Here is a 20,424-nt window from a genome sequence, read left to right as displayed (position 1 = left end):
TTGACCATGGCTTGACTGCTGCTTGCGTAACAGTGAAAAACTCCGAGCTGTATATTAATCTCGCACTCAACTATGCGTCCCGGGGCCACGTGCTGGATACCGGGCCTGTGGTTTTGAGCGCAAGTGCCGCGCAACTGTTGGCGCGTGGCGATCTGCATGCTATTTATCTGCGCAGACATAAGGGCGAACCAGCATGAATGAATCCACCCGCAACGCCGACGTACTGATCATCGGCGGCGGCCTGAGCGGCACCATGCTCGCCGTGCAACTGCTGCGCCTGCCGGGCACGCAGCGCATCCTGGTGATCGAGCCGCGTGCCGAGCTGGGGCGTGGCGAGGCCTACAGTGCGGTCGAGCTGGGTCATACCTTGAACGGCAACGCGGCGCGCATGAGCGTCGACCCGGACAATGCCGACGACCTGACCCAGTGGCTCACCGACTACATCGCTGGCGGTGGTTGGCCCGAGTCGGACCAGCAGCATGTGCCCATCAGCGAACTGTTCCCGCCACGGGGGATTTTCGGGCTGTACGCGCAACAGCGCCTGGCCCAGGCCAAGGCGTTATCTACATCCATCGTCGAGCATATCCGCGCCGAAGGGGTGGACCTGCAAGTCGACGCAGCTTCCACGCTGTTGACCCTCGATAACGGCGAGCAAGTGCGTGGCACTTTCGCGGTATTGGCCACCGGTATGTTCCCGGCAGCGCGCACGCCGCTCACCGAGTCCAGCGGTTTGAACGCCGCCGCACTGGACCCATGGGACGTGCAAGCGATGACCCAACTCGACCCGCAATCAACGGTGCTGATCATCGGCTCCGGATTGACCATGGTCGACGCCGTGGTGTCCCTGGAACAGGCCGGGCATCGCGGCCCTATCGAGATTTTTTCGCGCCACGGCCTGTTGCCCCATGTGCGCCGGCAACCGCCGAGTTGGGACGACTTCCTGGCCGCGGACCACGGCCTGCGCAGCCCTCGGCAATTGCTGCGCGAGGTGCGCCGCCAATGCCGCTTCGCAATCGACCAAGGCATCGATTGGCAGGCGCCGCTGGACACAGTGCGCGTGCATATCGCGCGTCTATGGAGCCAGGCCAGTGAGCGTGAGAAGCGCCAGTTCGTGCGGCATGTGCGGCCATGGTGGGAAAGCCATCACCACCGCTCGCCGCCAATGAGCGCGCAGTTGGTGGCGCGCTTGCAGGGAGAAGGGCGGTTGCGGATTCGCGCAGCGTCGTTCAAGGGTTCGGTGCCGTCGGATGAGGGGGTCGTCATTGCGCTGCGCCATCGTGGCGAGCCAGGGCTCACCCGGGTTTCGGGCGCTGCGTTGATCAACTCCAGCGGCATCGAATACGACTGGCGCCGCGTGGCCCGGCCATTGCCGCAGCAACTACTCAAGCGTGGGTTGATCCGGCCCGGGCCGTTGGCGTTGGGGATTGCGGCGGATGCGGCCGGCGCGGTGCTGGATGCCCAGGGCCAGGCCAGCCAGCGATTGTTTGCCATGGGCCCGCCGTTGCGGGGCATGTGGTGGGAGAGTACGGCGGTGACCGACGTGGCGCTCCAGGCCAAGGCACTGGCCGCCAAGCTGGCACAGATCTAAATGTAGGAAGGGGCTTGCCCCGATGGCATAGGTATGTACACAACTTTATATCAGCTGACCCAACCGTAACCACGATGCGAAGCGAGCCGCTGTAAAAGCGGAACCCTAAGTGGCCGTTACCGCAGCAATGGATATGTACTCGGTCTGATCCAATATGCTGGTCGGCTGTCAGGCCGCCATCGGGAGCAAGCCCCCTCCCACAGGGTCCGGCGGCGTACCAGAAGTTGTGTAGATACCCATGCCCCGATGAGGGGGTGTCATTAAGCAGATCAGTGGTTGACACACCGCTGTCGGGAGAAAGCCCCCTCCCACATTTGATCTGCGTTTAGCTTGAGGTTTTCACAAAGCCTGGCTTCAGCCCAAACACCTCAACCCCTTGTGGTGTCGATTGCCCGGTGGTCACTTTGACCCGCTCCACGGGTTTATCCATCGCTGGCCGATACTCTACAGTCATATCCGGATGAATCGCCTGGCTGGGAATCACCAGCGCCTGGTCATTGTTGTAGGTCACGATGGTCAACCGCGCACTCATGCCCAGGCGCACCCGCTGCAGCTGCTGCGGCGTCAGCTTCGGGATCGACAGGGTCACCGGAAACTGCGCGCTGCCCTGGTTGTCGCTGGCGATGGCCAAGCCACTGACCACGCTGACCGAGCCGGTCAGCCGTTCGCCGTCGAAGCCATCGCCCATCACTTCCACCGCCTGGCCCCGGTGTAGCTGGTTGATGTCCAGCTCGGAGACCTTGGCGACGATTTTCAATCGCTCGATATTGGCCAGGCCAAACAGCACCTGGCCCTGGCTGACCTTGCTGCCGGCCTGCACCGGCGTGTTGTTGTTGCCGCCACCTTGGGCAGTGTTGGTGCTGCCGGGGGCGGGCACCACGATGCCGGAGAACGGCGCCTTGACCTCCTTGCCTTCAAGGAGTTTTTGCAGGGCTTCGTATTTCACCGTGGCGTTGGTCAGCTCCATTTCGGCAATCTGTCGGTATTCGCCTCTGCCTTGGTCCTGGGCCTGTTGCAGTTCGCTGCGCGCCGCTGCCAGGTCGAGTTGCTGCTGTTGGGTTTGCTGCTTGAGATCGTCCAGTTCGTTGCGCGGAATGATGCCGCGCTTGAACAGGTTTTCGCTCTCGGTGAGTTTGCGCTGGGTATTGCCGGCGGTCATTTCGGCGGTGCGCAAACTGCGGCGGGCACGGCTGACGGCGGGACTACTGTCCCAGTCCTGCATTTCCTGTACGGCACGCCGGGCCTTGAGCTGGGCGGAGAGGGCATCGCGCAGCTGCACTTCAAGGGTGGCCGGGTCCATACGCAAAAGCACTTGGCCGGCCTCGACGCGCTGGCCTTGTTCGACCAGATTGGCCAACACGTTACCGTCGAACGGCGCAGTCAGGGTAACGGTAGTGTCGGGCTCGATCTTGCCCACCAGGCCGATCTGGTGTACCAGCGGGTCGGGCTTCACCGCCAGCCACTGTTCGGCGGTGCTGGCCTGCTCGGCGTCGCTGCGCTGGCTGAGCAGGCCGATGGCCGCGCCGGCCAGCAGCACGATCAAGGCACAGACCAGCAAGCGTTTTTGATTAGTAGTCATTGAGGGCGATTTCCCAACTTTCCAGCGTCATGCCCAGAGTCAGATCGAGCTGGGTCTGGGCGTTCAAATAAGCGATCAGCGCATTGAGCTGGGCGTTTTCGGCGTTGCGCAGGTCGGTCTCGAAGCTCAATACCTGGAAGTTGGTGGAGCGTCCGGCACTGAGTTTTTCCCGCTCGATCTCGATCTTGCGCCGCGACAACTCCACGGCGCGCTTGGAAATCTCATATTGGCGCCAGCGGGTGCCGAGGTCACGTACCACGTTGTTGACGTTGCGCTCCAGCTCCTGGCGGGCGTCGGTAATGCGGATTTCCTGATCCTCCACATTCACCCGGGCGCGGACTTCGGCCTGGCGTGTGCTGATGTCGCCAATGGGGATCTGCACCTGCACGCCGGCGTAACTGTCCCAGGTGCGGTTATTGGTATGGCCGTTGTCGTTATCGTAGGCGTCGCGCACCTGATTGGCGCCGGCCACCAGGTCCACCTGCCAGCGCCCGGAGTCCTTGGCGATCACCAGGTTGAGATCGGCCTGCTGGCTACCCAGCAAGGCGGCGAGGTATTCCGGCTGCTGGTTCTGCGCCAGGTTGAAGGCCTGGCGCTTGTCGATTTCCATGGGGTTGGCCTCCAGGGCTTCGGTGGCGCGAATCGGTGTGGACAGGTCCAGGGCCAGCAGGCGCAGCAAGGCCAGGCGGCTGGTGTCCAGTTGGTTCTGGGCTTCTTCCACGCCCAATTGCTGGGTGGCGATATCGGCTTCGGTCTGCACGATCTCGAACTCGGCCATGCGCCCGGCGCTGATCAGAGCCTTGTTTACATCCAGCAGGGTGTTGGAACGCTTGAGGGCTTCCTGGACGATCACCAATTGCTCCTGGGCGCGAAGGAGTTCGCGGTAGGTGGCGATGATCTGGCTGATAGTCTGCGCGACGGTGGCCTTCAGATTCAGGCGGTTGGCCTGCTCGGCCAGGCGCGACAGGCGCAGCGGCGCGGTGGTGGCGTCCCAGCCGGCCCCGCGCATCAGCGGTTGGATGATCGCCAGGTCGAGGCCGTCGCTGCGGTAGCGGCCGGCGCGGTTGGCATTGTTCAACTGCTGGGTCCAGGCCATGCTCAGGCGCGTGCCGTATTCGCCCAGCAGGCTGCTGGTTGGCGCCACACTGGCATTGCGGGCGTTGTCCTGGGAGCCCCGGCTGGTGCGGTAATTACTGTTGAGAGTGAGCTTGGGGTTGAACACGTCTTCGGCGACGCGCAGGTCAAACTTCTGCGCCACTCGCTGCAGATAGGCGCTGCGGATCGCCGGATTGTTGCGCAGGCCCAGGTACACGGCATCGCCCAGGGTCATGGTGGTGACCTGGGCATTGAGCGATACCCCGCGGTCGTAGGCGCTGCGCGTGCTGCTGGGCGCCGATGGCTTGACCACCACCTCGGCAGCCACGCCGGGCAGGCTGATCAGCGCCAGCAACCACAGCCATTTACTCATCGCGCAAGGCCTCCACCGGTTGCAACCGCGAGGCCGAGACCGCCGGATAGATGCCGAAGAACAAGCCGACCAGCAAGGTACTGCCCACCCCCAGGGGCAGGGCGGCCACCGCCAGGGCAAATGCCCAGCCCGACAGCCAGGCATACAGCCACGCAGCGGTCATGCCCAACACCGCGCCGCATAGCGCACCCACAGCGGTGAGGGTGACGGCTTCGAGCAGGAACAGGTTGCGGATATCCCGCCGGCGCGCGCCCAGGGCCATGCGAATGCCGATCTCGCGGCGGCGCTCCGAGACGTTCATCAGCATCACATTCATCACCCCGACGCCGCCGCCCACCAGGGAGATCGCGCCGAGGGCCAGCAGCAGATAGGCGAATGTGCGGCTTTGGCGCGTCATGCCGTCGATCATCTGCTGGGGCACGATGATGTCGACGTCATGCTCGGTGAGCTGGGGTTGCAACGCAGCGCTAGCGTCTCGGGCAATACGTTCCATGTCCTGCCCCGGCGTCGCACGGATGATCACATTGCTGATCTGCGGGCTGGCATAGATGCGGCGCATGCCCTCGGCGGGAATAAACAGCGATTCATTGGCTTGCACCGGCATCAGCATGGCCCGGGGCTGGTTGTGCAGGATGCCGACGACCAGGAACAGGTAGTCGTTGATGCGCACGCGATCGCCCAGCCTCAGTGGGTCCCCCGGTGCTCCGAGGGCCTGGGCGAGTTGGTCACCGATCACGGCGTAGGTTTCGTTGGCGTCGAAGGCTGACAGGAAACGCCCCTCGCGCATGCTCAGGCGCATGGCCGCATAGATATCCGGGGTGCTGCCGGCCAGGTTGGCATTGGTGGTGCGGCCATGGAACACGACGGGCCCGCTGAACAGGCTGAGGGCGCCGATATGCGCAATGCCCGGCACCGCCAGGCGCACGCTGTCGAGGTCGAGCCGGGTGTGCATCTGCACATTGCTGCTGCCCTTGGGCGGGAACTGGGCGATCAGCGTGTCGGTGCCCATGTCCTTGAAAATCATCGCCGCGTCCACTGCTGCGTTGTGGCCGATATTGATCAGCGCTACCACCGAGGAACTGCCGATCACGATGCCCAGCAACGCCAGGATCGAACGCTTGCCCAGGGTACGCAGGCTGATGAACGCTTCATGCAGCAATTGGCTGAGGCTCTGCTCGACCCCCAGGCTCATAGGCGCCCGGCCTCGTGCACCACGCCATTGCGCACCAGGATCCTGCGCTCCAGGCGCTCGGCGATATGCGCATCGTGGGTGACGATGATCAGCGTGACCTGTTGCTCACGGTTGAGGGTGAGCAGCAGGTCCATGATGTCCTGGGCGGTGGTGCTGTCCAGATTTCCGGTGGGTTCGTCGGCCAGGATCACCGAGGGTTGGCCCACCAGGGCGCGGGCTATGGCGACGCGCTGGCGCTGGCCGCCGGAGAGGTCGGCGGGGCGATGGTGTGCGCGCTCGGCCAAACCCACTTGATCGAGCATGCGCTGGGCTTGCTCCACCGATTCATGGCGCGACACACCGCGATAACTCAAGGGCAGGGCAACGTTGTCCAGGGCGCTGAGGCGCGGCAGCAGGTTGAAGCTCTGGAACACGAAACCGATCTGCCGGTTGCGGATCGCCGCCAGTTCATCGGGGCTCGCCTTGAGGATATCGTGGCCGGCAAAGTGGTACTGGCCGCAGTTGGGCAGGTCCAGCAGGCCGAGGATATTCAACAGGGTGCTTTTGCCGGAGCCGGAGGCACCGAGGATACCGCAGCTGTCACCGCTGGCGATGGACAGGCACACGTCATTGAGAATGCTCAGCTCCTGCCCGGCCAGCTGATAGCGCTTGCCGATGCCTTGCAGGGAAATCAAACCTGGGTGCGTGGGAGTGTCTGTCATCATGACTACGCCTGCAGTCTCGACGGTGTCGGCGCGCCCCCCAGAAAATCCTTGTAACAAGTTCGGGAGCTGCGCGTACGTGTCACGGACTGGTTTTATTTCTTGTTTTTAAAATATTGTTTGAATAGTAACCGCGTTCCTTACGCTTCGCCAGCCATGGATGTAGAGCGGTTTTACCCTGCGAAACGGTTTCCAGGCGGAGGGTTTCGAGCCGGCGAAACGCTTTTTAGCATGACTGAATAGCCCGGTTATACAGGCTTTCAGTGATATGGCGCAGTGTCACTACTTGCTTTCACAGGGCCGCCCCGGTATAAAAAATCAAATTATTTTTTAAAACAATATTTCCGCCGTGGAACCCTTATGGCCGCGAAGAAACTCAGCGCTCCAAACGTTACCAAGACTCGATTGCTGGATGCGACAGAGGCACTCTTCATCAAGTACGGCTACGACGCCGTTTTGTTACGTCAGATTACCGAGCGTGCCCAGGTCAACCTGGCCGCGGTGAACTACCACTTCGGGGACAAGGACTCCCTGATGAAAACCCTGCTGATGCAACGCCTGGAGCCGCTCAACGAGCAGCGCCTGGAATTGCTCGCACGCTGCGAAGCCGAATCCGACGGCCCCCTGGATTGCGACACCCTGCTCGGCGTGCTGTTCGCCCCTGCCATGGGCCTGGAACGCAGCGACCCGGCCAGCGGGGAAGGGCGTTCGTTCATCCGTTTCCTGGGACGGGTCTACAGCGATACCTCACCGTTCATCCAGGAATACCTCAAGGTGCATTACCAGCCGGTGTTCCAGCGTTTCTTCGAAGCCTTTGCCCTGGCCTTGCCGGACCTGCCGCGCAATGAACTGGGCGTGCGTCTGCAATTTGCCCTCAAGGCGATTTCCGGGGTGATGGCCGGCACCGAACTGCGCCTGCTGATGAACTCCATGAGCCTGGGCCGCCCGGCCACGGATGCGGAGGTGATGGCCAAGTTGATCACCTTGGTGTCGGCGGCGATTCGCGTGCCGCAGCAAAGTCCTGAGGCTGAAACGGCGTTGGCCAAGGTGCTGGATACCCAGCGTGCCATTCGCGAGCAAGCCACACGCTGAAGCCAATCCGAAATTCCTTGTCGGAGCGAGCTTGCTCGCGAAAAACGTCAACGATAACGCGGGCATTCTGGTTTACCACGGCATCATTGTGTTCTTCGCGAGCAAGCTCGCTCCTACGCGGGGCTGGCCATTTTTTCCGCGCTAAAAAACAGGCAAAAAAAAGCCCGCTGGGGCGGCGGGCTTGATGTGAAGCGTTTGTAACGGATGAGGCTTCACCCTACGTCTTGGGATGTGAATAAAACGTGAAAAATATGTAAGAAAAAGTGTGATTAGCGCTTTGGCTCAAAGGTATGCGCGCCAATAGGGTTGTGGCCGCTGATCAGAACTGTCAATTCTCACAGGTGACTGATCGTAGACGATAGGGCTTTATTTCCTTGGCGATTTCCGCTAGGGAGAACAGCTATGCCGACCAAACCCGTTCCTAAAAAAAATAACGTTGCAGCCAAACCCAAGAAAAAAACAACCAACACGGATAAAGCCAAGAAAGCCGCAGTGGAGACGCTGTCAGCTCCAGTTGCTCCTGTGGTGAATCAGGATCTGGATTCCCCCTATCCTGTTCCCGAACAGGTCATTCCGGTTCTGGGGGCAGCCTACGGGATTGGTCATCGTCATATCAAAGATGGTCTGACCTATATCTTTGAACGCTGGACCAATTGTAGCCCAGGTGATGAGTACCACATGTGGATGAACGGCATACACATGGGAGAAGCCAAAGTTACTAATGCCAATAAAGATGACCCACGTTTCTTTCTGGTGATCCCTAGAACCCATCTCCTGCACTATTTTGTCAGTGATGTTTATGGCGAAGTCATCCGGGTTGGCCCGGGAACATCCAGTACTTCAGTACCGCAGCGCATTCTGATTTTGCACACCCTGCCCGGTGGTGAGGGCAATTGCGATGGCTCCTACCATCGTGGGTTGACGTTTACGCTCTCCGATACCTATGTCGATTCTGTGGTGGCGGGGCGGGGGGTGACATGCACCATCCATAAGTGGGAAAACATGCGGGTCAATGACCTGGTGATGTTCTACTGGGGACAGTACCGCTATGAATTGCCGCCCTTGCGTCATGATCAAGTCGGTTCTGATCTGACGTTTACCATAGAGCCTGATTTTCTGGATGCAGCAGGCAGCGGCCATTTTATCGTGCACTTCTTTTTGTATGACGAAGTGCTGGATGAGTCCGGGCCTTGCCATCGATGGAGCAAGCCGATTCCTGTCAATGTGAACCTTGACATTACGTTGCTGGATGAACCTGAGATTGTCGAGGCCGACCCGGCGACACTGCTCTTGGAAGCCGATGAGTTACATGGTTATCCTGCCACCGGCTCAGTATTGATTAAGAGAAATGACCCGAACTTTGTCAGCGGTGATTTCCTTATTTGGAAAGTGGAAGGCACCACCGCGGATAGAGAGGAGGTTTCCTATGGCTTGCGTGTGGAAGTTGTCCTGAGCAGTTACAATGACGTCCCTATTCCCAATGCATTTATCCGTTCGTTGATCCAGGGCACCCTGACGATTTCCTATGTTCGGGAGCGAGGTTCGCTGCCATCCAGGCCAACCGTATATGGGGTCGCCGGCGTCCGCTATTCCTTGCCCCAGCCCGACGTAGTCCAGGCACACGGTCCATTTGTCGAGCCTGACCTGGCTTATATCACTGCGGCAATGCCCGATTACACCCCCCCTGGCAACTCGGGGGATGATCTGCAAGTCAATATCGTGGGTGATTATCTGGACGGCAGTGTCGAGCGCGTGTTCAACAATCGGGCAGCAGGGACTCATCCCCGCTTCCGTGATTTCTTGAATGCTGACTATGCGCGATTTGAAGGGCTGCATCGAACCCGTGTGTATTACATCGTCACCGGGCCGGTCAACATACGTGAGTCCGAACGTCGATATATTCAGGTCGGGCGTCCGCCACGCAGTTTGATCGCACCGCGAATCCAAGAGGCGGACTCCACCAATAATATCAACCCGGACGGCCTTGGCAGCGTTGCAACCTTTGAAGCTCGTGCAGAGTTCAGGGCTGGCGATGAAGTCATTATCAAGTTCGTCGGTTCGGTAACGGGCACAACTTTGTCTCCTTATGTACTGGCCGTGAGTTCCAATCCGTTTCTTGCCGATATTCCTAAACAACTGATAGAGGGCAATAAGAATGGCACGCTCACTATCAGTTATGTGCGCAGGCGGTTTGCCGTTGATGAGTTGTCCGAGGAGTCCACCTACACCATCGGTAAGGCCTTGGGCTTGCTGTCCCTGCCTGAGGTCCTTGAGGCAACTACGGGGCCGGATGAACTCGACCCGTGGGTGGTGGCCGATACCGGAGCCACAGTGCGTTGCCGCTATGATGAGCCCAAAGATGGGGACACCGTGGAAGTCTGCTGGCGAGGGTTGGCGGGTGGCGGTATACACTTTGAAGCCAAGGATGCCTACAGCGGAGATGCTTATGTCGATGTGATCGTCCCAGTCGAAGCGATTGGCTTCAGTATTCACCCGTTAGGGCGTGATATCGACATATCATTCACGGTGATACGCAATGGGTTCCCCACCGACTCACCGACCCTTACCCTGAACTTGCTGACCCTGAATCATGTGCCTGGAGCCACGATCGACAGCATCGGCGAAAGCGCCGTTCTCGAAATACCCAAGTTGGATGACCTCGATCAGACCCGCGTGCCTCCTTGGCCGTACAGTGCAATTGAACAGAAGATGTATAAACGCTATCACGGAACATTCAAAAATGATGATGAATATTATGAGGAGACGTTTGTAGGTCGTAACGTATCAGACAACGATGTAAACGACGGGCCTTCTTCCTATACACCTGTGGGCAGATTGCGCAACCTGAAGGATTGGACGCCTTTAACCATCGAGTTTGGTGTGACATTCAATCACAGCAACAATGCCGGGGATATAGTCTGGTTTGAAACTCGTCATTATATGGTCCAAACCGAATCCAATATTTTCCCGCATCCGCAGATCAGGTATTCGACTCCCCCGGAGGGACCTGAAGTCGTCATCAGCCCAATCACTGTTGAAAATAAATGCCAGGTGCTGGTGACCTATCCGAACATGAACAAGGACGGGGAAGACCTGATTACGCTGTTCTTGATCGATTCGCAGGGTACCTCGATTGAAGTCGGTACGCTGCCTGGCCTTGACGGTGGCACAGTGACCTTCAATATTAGCAATGACCTGGTTGGAGCGGCCATTAACACCACGATTCAGTTTCAGTATGAGGTAATACTGGGCCGCGGTGGGCAGGGGTCGTCAGAGGTTCAGATAGTGCATGTCCAGGCGATTCCACTGGCCAGTCTGCCAAGAGCCTTTATCAACAATATTGGACATGGCGGCACCATAAACTCGGCCAGCCTTAGCGGCAATGCCGTGCTGAGAATGGGCAAGTGGCCGTATAGCCAGGAAGGTCATATTGCCTGGTTGTCCGTGGCGGCCCCCGGCGCGACCACGCAGCAATTGCTGTCCGAACACCACGTTACCGCCAGTGAGGCCGCCAATGGTTTTATAAACCTCACGGTGCTGCGCAGTTGGCTGATGTCCGTGCCAAATAATGGCATGATTACTATTACACCCCATGTCAACTTCAATAAGCAGGTTGACAAGCCCAAGGCGGTGGCCTTCCCGCAGACGCAGTACCGGATCGTGCATACCACCGCGTTAGTCTTCAATCAGGCGACGGTTTATCTGAATACCAGGACGTACCTTCTAGCGGGATATCCAAATGTACTGCCTAACTTCGGCGCAGGAAACTCGATCAGGTACGAGGCGTCGGGAGGGACACGTCCCTACTACTACTCATCAAGCAATACGTCGGCGGCTGTTGTGGATGGAAGTGGGCTGGTAACCGTGCGCGGCAATGGTTATGCGACTATTACCGTCAGGGATTCATCGGTACCGGCGCAGACCCGCAGTTATCTCGTTCATGTCTCCAACGTTGTTCATTGTTACGGTCTGGGCAGAGACACTTTTCGCAACATCAACGCTAGGGCCGCTGGCATGGGAGTAACGCTGACGAACCTCGATGAATTGCGCGCCATCAGCAATGCCTATGGCAACAGGTGGCCTATGGGTAATGGCTGGTACTGGTCGAGTACCTTTTCCCACTCATTCTTCTTTATTAATAACTATTACTTCTTGGACATTCCTGGCAACGGTGTGGGGACAAGTGAAGACAAACTGTTGGGGCCGCATCTGGCGGGTGTCGGAGTGAAAAAGTAGCGACTCTGGTCCAAAGACGGTTCATCGTATAGATGAACCGTCTCTTTTTGCATGACCGCCCAAACCTTAGATCTTCCAGTGCGTCGCGCTTTTGGCCAGCCGTTGATGCATAGCATCTACATTCGCCGCCAGTTGCAATGTCAACAGACGGTACCCATCCAGTGCGCTATAAACGGGCGCATCCATTGTGGGCTCGGCGCTGCTGCCATGGCTGGCCCGCTCCAACCGCTGCGTCACCCCCGACTTCAACGCCCGCGCCATCCCCACCAACTGCACCCTGATTTGCCGATGCTCAGCCTTCAACATTACCTGCATACGCGCCATCGCCTGCTCATCGCGAGGATCGGGCCGGGTATTGCCGAGAATCTCCAGGGTACTGATGCACATGCGCAGGTGGCGCTGGATCGCGTCCAACTCGGTCATGGAGATCCGCACTTCCTTGGACACCGACGGCATCAATGAACGCAGTTGCAGCATTGCCGCGTTCAAGCGGTTGAGCAGCTTGAGGTGTTCATCATCGGTCACCGATTGACCGCTGATGATCCGGCTGTAGATCTGCGCGCAATCACGCAACGCGCTGGCCAGGTTGTAGCGCCACGAGTACACCGCGTACAGCGGCAGGGCGAAGGAAAACGCCAGGGCCAAGGCGATGCCGATGAGGATGTCCACGGTGCGCCACAGGCCATCGGAAATCGGGTTATCACCGTGGCCGGCGACGATAAACACCGTGATCGCCGACAGCAGCGCGATATAGCCGCCCTTGCCAATGGCGTGATAGGAAAAGAACCCGCACACCACCGACATCAGCAGATAGGTAAGCAGCGGCACGCTGAAGTAAGCCTGTTGCACCACCAGCAGTAAACCGACGCTGGCGCCGATCAAGGTACCGTAGGCGCGTTCCACGGCTTTTTTGCCGATATTGCCGTGGTGCTGCAAGCCGCCGATTACAATCAACATGGTCACCGACGCCCATTCCCCGTGGGGCAGGTTCAGGCCGCTGGTGAGCAGGATTGTCGCGAGCAAACCGACGGACACGCGCGCTGCGTGGATCAGCTTGGCGTGACGATAGCGGCGGTACGGGTCGAGCAGGGGGCGCAGCAGGCGCCGGGCAAAGAAGGGCAGGTTCATCGGTATTAAAAGAGCCTCAATCGTCAGGGCTGACTCAGTCCATTGTGGGAGGGGCTTACCCCCGATAGCGATAGATCAGTAAAGAATATGCTTGATGACGCACCGCTATCGGGGGCAAGCCCCTCCCACATTTTTTGACCGAGGTGAACATTAGAAAATGTAGTCAGTGGTCAGGAAGCTCGAGTCACGGTTACGCAGGATCTCGCTGACCAACGCCTTATTGCTCTCCTGGAACTTGGTCGCCACCAGGGTGCGGATCGAGAACACGCGCAGGGCGTCATGTACCGACAACGTGCCCTCGGCCGAGTTCTTGCGCCCATTGAACGGGAAGGTATCCGGCCCGCGCTGGCACTGGGCGTTGATATTGATGCGGCCGACCTGGTTGGCGAAGGTGTCCACCAGGCGCCCGACCTGCACCGGGTCGGTGCCGAAGATGCTCAACTGCTGGCCAAAATCCGAGTCCAGCACGTAGTCGATCACGGTCTCCAGATCACGGTAGGGCACGATCGGCACCACTGGGCCGAATTGCTCTTCGTGGTACACGCGCATCTGCGGATTCACCGGGTACAGCACCGCAGGGTAGAAGAAGGAACCACGGCTGCTGCCCCCTTCGGCATTGACGACCTTGGCACCGTGCCGGGCCGCATCGGCCACCAGTTCGTTGAGGTAATCCACCTTGCCCACTTCCGGCAGCGGTGTCAGCGCTACACCATCGTCCCAAGGCATGCCGGGCTTGAGGGTGGACAGCTTGGCATTGAACTTCTCGATAAAACTGTCGACCACATCCGCGTGCACGAACAGGATTTTCAGTGCGGTGCAACGCTGGCCGTTGAACGACAGCGAGCCGGTGACTGCTTCACTCACTGCGTTGTCCAGGTCCACCTCGGGCAGCACGATCCCCGGGTTTTTTGCATCCAGCCCCAGCGCAGCGCGCAAACGATGCGGCTTGGGGTGCAGCTTTTTCAAATCGCTGGCGGCCTTGTTGGTGCCGATAAACGCAAAAATATCGATCTTGCCGCTGGCCATCAGCGCGCTCACGGTTTCGCGGCCGCTGCCGTAGATGACGTTGATCACCCCGGCCGGGAAGCTGTCGCGGAAGGCCTCCAATAATGGGCGGATCAACAGCACCCCGAGCTTGGCCGGCTTGAACACCACGGTGTTGCCCATGATCAGCGCCGGGATCAGCGTGGTGAAGGTCTCGTTCAACGGGTAGTTGTAAGGCCCCATGCACAGCGCCACGCCCAGGGGCACACGACGGATTTGTCCGAGGGTGTCCTGTTCAAGCTCGAAACGGCTGCTGCGGCGGTCGAGTTCCTTGAGGGCGTTGATGGTGTCGGTGATGTAGTCGCAGGTGCGGTCGAATTCCTTCTGCGAGTCGTTGAGGTTCTTGCCGATTTCCCACATCAGCAGCTTGACCACCGCGTCGCGCTGTTCGCGCATGCGCCGCAAGAAGGCTTCGACATGCTGGATACGCTGCGCCACGCGCATCGTCGGCCATTCACCCTGGCCACGGTCATAGGCGCGCACGGCGGCATCCAGGGCGGTGAGGGCGGTATCGGCATCCAGCAGCGGGGTGCTGCCGATATGCACGCGTTCATCGCCCAGTTGCACGGGGCTTTGTACTCGGGCAAGCGGGCCGTTCCACACCTGCAACTGGCCATCGACCAGGTAATCACGCTGTTCAATGGGCGCGGCCAGGCGAAATTGCTCAGGAATGTCGGCGGCAGAAGAAGGAAACAACTGGGCGAGCAGATTGCTGGTGGTCATGTCGCTACCCCTGGAATAGTTGCAAAACATGACTAGAGAGTCACCCATCCAAGGGCTGTGTGGCAAGCGCCAGACGCGTTACGGCAGCGCGCCGGCCAGCGCCACGTCCAATGCGGCGCCAATTTATTGCGCCGTATTGAGGATGCCGGTGGCGATTCCCGCCTGCTCCGGCGGCACCGCATTCATCAACGCGACCGTGGCGGCGGGGGTGATCAACCCGGCAGCCAGGCCAATCAGGGGCATGGGCACCACGATCAAGGCGTAATCGGGCGTTGTGCCGCCCATCAGCAACAGGCCAAAACCGGTCACGTAGAGCATCAGGGCGCCACCGATCAGCCAGCGTCTACCGAAGGCGCGAACAAACTCGCCGGCCACGCTGCACAGCAGCGAGGCCAGGGTAAACACCAGCAAGCCGGTCATATACAGCCTGCGCGCGCCAAAACGATCCGCGATCGCGTCGCCGGCCAGCACCTGTCGTTGCGGCATGCACATACAAATCGTGACGAAAGGCCAGTAGGCGCTCACCTGTTTGGTATCTGTATCGGCTCTATCAAAAGGCGAATTTGCCCACGGTATGCGGCCAGTATTTCAGCGGGATATAGGGTGTGCGTCGTACATTGAATGGAACCGACTTTTACTTCGTGACCAATCAGGGTTTGCTTCACAACCGCATCGAGGCTCATGTGGCGCGACGCCATTGAACTTTAATAGAGCAGGTAGTTATGACTTTACCCATTGGACACTCTCAGCTTCAAAGCCATTATCAAAATGCTAATAATGGACATGACGTCGGCAAGCCCAAATCTGAGGTGGCCGCGCAAACCCATGGTGCTCAAAGCCAAGTCAAGAAAGACCCACGCACGGTAGAGAAAATCACGGCGGGCCCGTTGTTCAATAATCTCCATTACATATTGAACCCTGTAGAGCTGAAAGCCTTTAAAGCGCACACCGGTGACTGGGATGACCACAGCCTGCCCCTGGACGAACAAAAGGCTAATGCACTGAACGCTGAGGCAGCACTTCGTTTGATCGACGGGCTGGGTGGCGACCATTCAACGGCTGGAAATAACAAAATAGACGGGGAACAGCGCATTATTCCTATGCTTATAAATCCGCAGAGCGAGTATTTTTCTTTGAAAGGCTCCGAGGCGCGACTGGTATTGGCATTTGCCCGGGGTGGTTACCCCGTGTTGATCGATGCCGTCAATGACGCGGCTCAGAAAAAAAACGCTCCTCTTGAGCCGAAGCCGGCTGTAAGCGAGGAGGCCAATATGCCGAAGCTGGCTGTAAGTGAGGAGGCCAACGTGCCGACGCCAGCTGTACGCGGTGAGACCGATATGTCCAATCCGCCTTCACGCGAGGAAAAGCGCCCCGCAGGCGATCAACGTTCAGCCATGGATATCTTCTACGATAACCCCATGCTTAACTCGGGATTTATGGCGCAGATAATGGCTTTTAAAACGGAGGATTATTATGCGCTAAATATTCGCAATGGCTTGATAGAGCAAGTAGGCGACTTCACCGCTGATAATCGAGATCCTATATCTCGTGCCGAAGCCATGTACCGCTTGGCGCATGTAGCTCAATCCATTAATAACAACCCAGGTTTGAAAAGGGACGAAGACAATCCACGAGAGTCTGGGCGATTAAGCGGGTTCGACGATGACCCTAGGAGCGAGATGGGCACGATGATACGGTTCTCCAAGTATGGTTATAGAGTGTTGACCGAGTCATGACTGCTCCAGTGTGCAACCCTGAACACATGGATCTCAACGTGAGACAAGCCCGCTCCCACGTTTCAGAGTGTTGCCTTCAAGGGCGTTGAATCCAAGTATTGGAATACGCACAGTGTGGGAGGGGGCTTGCCCTCGATGACGGAGTATCAGCGGTGGATATATCAGCTGACCCACCGCCATCGGGAGCAACCCCCCCTCCCACTTCCGGCAGCGGTGTCAGCGCTACGCCAGCGTCCCAAGGCATGCCAGGTTTGAGGGTGGACAGCTTGGCGTTGAACTTCTCTATAAAGCTGTCGACCACATCCGCGTGCACGAACAGAATTTTCAGCGCGGTGCGACGCTGACCGTTGAACGACAGCGAGCCGGTGACTGCTTCACTCACCGCGTTGTCCAGGTCCACCTCGGGCAGAACGATCCCGGGTTTTTTGCATTCTTGTTCGCAGTGTCGCGTGCGCCGGGTAAACTGCGCGGCTTTTCAGAAGGAGTTCACATGAGTCAGTACCAGCCGGGCATTCTTGCCGCCCCGGTGCCTTTGCAGGCCCGCCATCTGTTTTTTGCCCTCGATTCCCTGCAAGCGGTGCCTGCTGCCCTGGACGCACTGGTGCAGTTGACGGATGCGGCGGCCGTGGTCGGTTTCGGTGAGCCGCTGGTAAAGGCCCTGGGCGCTGAGATTGAAGGCTTGCGTACATTCCCCGTGGTCAGCGGCCCCGGCGCACACAACCCGTCGACCCAGCAGGCATTGTGGGTATGGTCGCACGGGGTGGATCGCGGCGAGTTGCTGCTGCGCAGCCGCACGCTTGAAAAAGCCCTGGCCCCGGCTTTTCGCCTGGTGCAATCAACTGAAGGCTTTCGCTACAAGACCGGTTTTGACCTGACCGACTACGAAGACGGCACCGAAAACCCCCACGACGACGCCGCCGTGGCAGCCGCCTTGACCGACAGCGGCGCCAGCTTCGCCGCGATCCAGCAATGGCAGCACGACCTCGACGGTTTCGCCGCATTGCCGGCCCAGGAGCGTGACCACATCATCGGCCGCCGCCATGGCGATAACGAAGAGCTGGATGACGCCCCAGAATCCGCCCATACCAAGCGCACAGCCCAGGAAAGTTTTACCCCGGAGGCATTCGTGGTGCGCCGCTCCATGCCCTGGGCCGAGAACGGCCAGGCGGGGTTGATGTTCCTGGCGTTCGGGCATTCCGTCGATGCGTTTGAGGCACAGCTTCGACGTATGAGCGGGTTGGAGGATGGGATTGTTGATGGTCTGTATCGCGTCAGTAAGCCGCTGACCGGTGGTTACTACTGGTGCCCGCCGGTCAGGGAAGGGCGCCTGGACCTGAGTTTGGTTTTTTAACGCTTCTGCACCTGCGTTCTTGAAAAACACATGGCGGCAACGCTAGTGTGGCGGTCTGAATATTTCTGAATGTTTCAGCTTTATGCCCAGCCTCACTCAACGCACTGCCGATATCACCTCGCGCCGCGCCGCCTTGACCCTGGGGTTTTGCCTGCCCAGCGATGTGTTGCTCTATCTGTTGCTGCCAATGGAGTCCGAGGCGTTCGGCATCACCCTGGCCCAGGCCGGCGTGCTGTTGGCCGCCAACCGCTTGGTACGGATCTTCGGCTACCGGCATGTACTGAATTTCTATGCGCGTAACGGCGACCGTCTGACCTGCATGATCGCCGCCGGTGCCGCGGCGCTCTGCGCGCTGGGAAATTCGGTGTTGTCCGGGTTCGCCGCGCTGGTGGGCCTGCGGCTGGTATGGGGCCTGTGTTTTGCCGCGCTGAACCTGTCGACCCAAGTACTGGCGACCTCCGAGCCGGAGGGCGCGGCCCGCAGGGCGGGGCGTTCGCGGGCGTTGATCGCCTTCGGGCCCATGCTGGCTTTGCCCCTGGGCGGGCTGTTGACGTTATGGGCAGGGCCGCGCCCGATCTTCCTGATTCTCGCCGGTTGCTGCCTGGTGGGGCTGTGGCTCGCCCGCGGCTTGCCCACTGGCGGCCATGATTTGCATAGCGCCCCGGGGCGCCGCTTCAAGTGGCCGGACAGTGTGGCGCTGTGGTCGTTTATCGAAGGCGTGGCGCTGGATGGCTTGTTTATCTTTGGCTTGTCGATCCAGGCGCAGAAGATCATGGGTGGCGATGCCGTGCTGGTGGCCGGGGGCCTGATGGCTTTGCGTTATCTGTCCGAGCTGCTGCTGAGCCCATTGGGCGGGCGTGCGGCCCAGCGGTTTGGCGCAACCTCGATGTTGCTGTGGTTTTCGTTCATGAGCGCCCTGGCGCTGACAGCCTTCGGCAGCCATTGGGTGATCGTCGGCGCGGCGGCGGTGTTGGTGCTGCGTGCCCTGCAACTGCCACTGGTGACCACGCTGGTGGCCGAACGCAACCCGGGTGCCATGCGCGTATCGGCATTGGCGTCCAACGCCGTATGGCGCGACATCGGCGCCGGCCTCGGGCCGCTGCTGGCGGGCCTGTTGCTGCCAGTAGCCGCTGCGCCTTGGGTGTTTGGCCTGGCCGGCGCAGCAATTGCCGTGAGCGCGCTGTTCTGCTGGCGGGGCAAGGTCGCCCACTGACGTTGCCTTAAGCGCTTTTCAGGCTTTGCAGCCATGTGGGATCGAGTCGGGTTTGGTCGGTATCGATCCCCAGAGCCTCCATTTTTGCCTTATGAGCCTCGATCTCGCCGACCAGTTGCGCCTGGGCGCTGGAGTTGGCGTCCAGCTCATGCATCTGTGTCAGCCCCAAGTGATAGAAGCGCAACAGTTTGATGGCCGCCGGGTCGTTGGCTTGTACGCGCTCGCTGACCTTGTGCATTACGTTGGTCACACTCATCAGGCTGCGCTTGAGCTGCCAGCCATACACCGCCGGCGCCAGCCAGGGCTGGGTCCAGAACGGGCCACGCACCAGCGCGACAGTGATCAACACCCCGGCAAATACGCCACCGACATTAAAGCGAAAGTTGTCGCCACCGGGCTCACCGAACAGCATCACCGCCAGGCTCGACAGCAACATGGCCAGGGCCAGGAAAAGCACGGCGACGATCAGCGTGCTGCGGCGGGTCTGTTGACGGTAGGTGACGGGGTCGCAGGGTTTGAGCTCGAACATCCGAGGAAGGTCTCCAGAAAGGGCAGCCATCTTCTCATGCTTGCAGTAATGAAGTTGAACGATAGCCGCGGGCAGTTTCTCTAAATTTGTGAAGCCCCCATGAGGTAAGCCGTCATGTCCGAACACAAGCAGCCACCACCTGGTGCACCCGACCCGAACCGCACGCCCGGTGAAGAAGAGCGCGACAACGATGCGTTGCGCCCCAATGATCCGAAAGAGCGTGGCCCGGACGACGATGTCGAGCGCGTCGAAGAAGACTTGGAAAACCTCCACGACAGAGCGCGCCCGCTTTAACAGGAGAACCTGATGAACAAGCGTACCGATGGCCCCCACTCCAATGAACATGCCAGCGGCAGGGATGATCTGGGTTTTGACCCGGACTCGCCGGATGTGGCAGACCCGCAGGTCGACCCGATAGGCCCGGCCATCGCGCCATTGGATAAAGACAAAAAGGCTAAGGAAGAGGCGAAAAAAAAGCCGCCCTACGATCCGTTGGGCGACTTGAAAAAGTGAACCGAGCCCCGCCGTTGTGCGGGGCTTTGTTTATTTGGGCGGGGTCCAGCTGACGTCGGTGATGCCATACTTTTCCGCCCAGGGCCGGGTGGTTTTTTTCACTTGCTCGTGACCCACGCGGCCGATGCGGCTGACATGGGCAATGTCGGCATCAACGGCCGCCCAATGCCATGCCTCGGCGTTGTTCATCACTTCGGCGCGCACCACGAAAGACTTGGGTTTACCGTGTAGCTGATAGTGGATGGTGTAGATTTTTGCGGTACTCATGTTGCCTCCCTGTCTTGTTATAGATGGATAGGCCAGTGTTCAAAAAGGTTCATTCAAAATGACA

Annotated in this window: 17 protein-coding genes and 2 pseudogenes; 9 read left to right on the top strand and 10 right to left on the bottom strand. The window is 59.3% G+C overall.

Annotated elements, in window-relative coordinates; all coding sequences use genetic code 11:
• Nucleotides 1–41 precede the first annotated feature (41 nt).
• Both QYQ93_RS17900 and QYQ93_RS17895 read left to right on the top strand, forming a co-directional pair.
• A pseudogene (locus tag QYQ93_RS17900) lies at nt 42–197 on the top strand (ABC transporter ATP-binding protein); the annotation flags it as partial.
• Nucleotides 194–1,588: an FAD/NAD(P)-binding protein gene (locus QYQ93_RS17895; protein WP_338475177.1), complete on the top strand. Its 1,395-nt coding sequence runs from the start codon at nt 194–196 to the stop codon at nt 1,586–1,588. The pseudogene QYQ93_RS17900 and the gene QYQ93_RS17895, both read left to right, overlap by 4 nt.
• A gap of 325 nt (nt 1,589–1,913) precedes the next feature.
• Here the strand turns inward: QYQ93_RS17895 and QYQ93_RS17890 are convergent, their stop codons facing one another.
• From QYQ93_RS17890 to QYQ93_RS17875, 4 genes are read right to left on the bottom strand one after another with little or no spacing between them, the layout of a single operon-like run.
• A complete protein-coding gene (locus QYQ93_RS17890; RefSeq protein WP_338475176.1) occupies nt 1,914–3,167 on the bottom strand; it encodes an efflux RND transporter periplasmic adaptor subunit in 1,254 nt (417 codons plus the stop codon).
• Entirely contained in the window at nt 3,157–4,635 is a 1,479-nt protein-coding gene (locus QYQ93_RS17885; RefSeq protein ID WP_043046554.1) for a TolC family protein, read from the bottom strand. Before QYQ93_RS17885 ends, QYQ93_RS17890 begins: the two co-directional genes overlap by 11 nt.
• The gene (locus QYQ93_RS17880) at nt 4,628–5,827 is read right to left on the bottom strand and encodes an ABC transporter permease (protein WP_043046556.1); all 1,200 of its coding nucleotides are present in this window, start codon (nt 5,825–5,827) and stop codon (nt 4,628–4,630) included. Before QYQ93_RS17880 ends, QYQ93_RS17885 begins: the two co-directional genes overlap by 8 nt.
• Entirely contained in the window at nt 5,824–6,531 is a 708-nt protein-coding gene (locus QYQ93_RS17875) for an ABC transporter ATP-binding protein (RefSeq protein ID WP_043046558.1), read from the bottom strand. The genes QYQ93_RS17880 and QYQ93_RS17875 overlap by 4 nt, the downstream gene beginning before the upstream one ends.
• Before the next feature lie 357 nt (nt 6,532–6,888).
• On the opposite strand from QYQ93_RS17875, the gene QYQ93_RS17870 reads away from it, so the two are divergent.
• Together QYQ93_RS17870 and QYQ93_RS17865 are read left to right on the top strand one after the other, a co-directional pair.
• Nucleotides 6,889–7,620, top strand: coding sequence for a TetR/AcrR family transcriptional regulator (locus tag QYQ93_RS17870; protein ID WP_043046560.1), 732 nt, complete (start codon nt 6,889–6,891; stop codon nt 7,618–7,620).
• Between the two features lie 402 nt (nt 7,621–8,022).
• A complete protein-coding gene (locus QYQ93_RS17865; RefSeq protein ID WP_338475175.1) occupies nt 8,023–11,856 on the top strand; it encodes a hypothetical protein in 3,834 nt (1,277 codons plus the stop codon).
• Between the two features lie 66 nt (nt 11,857–11,922).
• On the opposite strand, the gene QYQ93_RS17860 is transcribed toward QYQ93_RS17865, so the two are convergent.
• From QYQ93_RS17860 to QYQ93_RS17850, 3 genes are all read right to left on the bottom strand, one after another.
• Entirely contained in the window at nt 11,923–12,984 is a 1,062-nt protein-coding gene (locus tag QYQ93_RS17860; RefSeq protein WP_338475174.1) for an FUSC family protein, read from the bottom strand.
• 150 nt (nt 12,985–13,134) lie between these two features.
• Nucleotides 13,135–14,751, bottom strand: coding sequence for an NADP-dependent glyceraldehyde-3-phosphate dehydrogenase (locus QYQ93_RS17855; RefSeq protein ID WP_043046562.1), 1,617 nt, complete (start codon nt 14,749–14,751; stop codon nt 13,135–13,137).
• Nucleotides 14,752–14,874: 123 nt separating this feature from the next.
• Nucleotides 14,875–15,237 carry a PucC family protein gene (locus QYQ93_RS17850; RefSeq protein ID WP_338475173.1) on the bottom strand — a complete coding sequence of 121 codons (363 nt, stop codon included), beginning with the start codon at nt 15,235–15,237 and terminating at the stop codon, nt 14,875–14,877.
• A gap of 236 nt (nt 15,238–15,473) precedes the next feature.
• Here QYQ93_RS17850 and QYQ93_RS17845 point away from each other — a divergent pair, with 236 nt between their 5' ends.
• The gene (locus QYQ93_RS17845) at nt 15,474–16,487 is read left to right on the top strand and encodes a hypothetical protein (protein ID WP_338475172.1); all 1,014 of its coding nucleotides are present in this window, start codon (nt 15,474–15,476) and stop codon (nt 16,485–16,487) included.
• A gap of 196 nt (nt 16,488–16,683) precedes the next feature.
• Here the strand turns inward: QYQ93_RS17845 and QYQ93_RS17840 are convergent.
• Nucleotides 16,684–16,920: pseudogene (locus QYQ93_RS17840) on the bottom strand (aldehyde dehydrogenase family protein); the annotation flags it as partial.
• 57 nt (nt 16,921–16,977) lie between these two features.
• Between QYQ93_RS17840 and QYQ93_RS17835 the strand changes: the two are divergent.
• Nucleotides 16,978–17,838, top strand: coding sequence for a Dyp-type peroxidase (locus tag QYQ93_RS17835; RefSeq protein WP_338475171.1), 861 nt, complete (start codon nt 16,978–16,980; stop codon nt 17,836–17,838).
• An 82-nt stretch (nt 17,839–17,920) separates the two neighbouring features.
• Nucleotides 17,921–19,051 (top strand): MFS transporter, encoded by a 1,131-nt coding sequence (locus tag QYQ93_RS17830; RefSeq protein WP_338475170.1) that lies wholly within the window; start codon nt 17,921–17,923, stop codon nt 19,049–19,051.
• Nucleotides 19,052–19,058: 7 nt separating this feature from the next.
• Here the strand turns inward: QYQ93_RS17830 and QYQ93_RS17825 are convergent, their stop codons facing one another.
• Nucleotides 19,059–19,580 (bottom strand): DUF3087 family protein, encoded by a 522-nt coding sequence (locus QYQ93_RS17825; protein WP_043046569.1) that lies wholly within the window; start codon nt 19,578–19,580, stop codon nt 19,059–19,061.
• 114 nt (nt 19,581–19,694) lie between these two features.
• On the opposite strand from QYQ93_RS17825, the gene QYQ93_RS17820 reads away from it, so the two are divergent.
• Both QYQ93_RS17820 and QYQ93_RS17815 read left to right on the top strand, forming a co-directional pair.
• On the top strand, nt 19,695–19,874 hold the full coding sequence (locus QYQ93_RS17820) for a hypothetical protein (RefSeq protein WP_338475169.1): 180 nt from the start codon (nt 19,695–19,697) through the stop codon (nt 19,872–19,874).
• 12 nt (nt 19,875–19,886) lie between these two features.
• Entirely contained in the window at nt 19,887–20,093 is a 207-nt protein-coding gene (locus tag QYQ93_RS17815; RefSeq protein ID WP_043046571.1) for a DUF6021 family protein, read from the top strand.
• A 30-nt stretch (nt 20,094–20,123) separates the two neighbouring features.
• On the opposite strand, the gene QYQ93_RS17810 is transcribed toward QYQ93_RS17815, so the two are convergent.
• Nucleotides 20,124–20,360, bottom strand: coding sequence for a DUF6555 family protein (locus QYQ93_RS17810; RefSeq protein ID WP_005789137.1), 237 nt, complete (start codon nt 20,358–20,360; stop codon nt 20,124–20,126).
• Between the last annotated feature and the right edge of the window lie 64 nt (nt 20,361–20,424).

Origin of the sequence: Pseudomonas khavaziana, assembly GCF_036704165.1 — a bacterium.
Taxonomy (GTDB): domain Bacteria; phylum Pseudomonadota; class Gammaproteobacteria; order Pseudomonadales; family Pseudomonadaceae; genus Aquipseudomonas; species Aquipseudomonas khavaziana.
The sequence above is the reverse complement of the archived record's forward strand: the minus strand, read 5'-3'. Positions and strand labels throughout refer to the sequence as shown.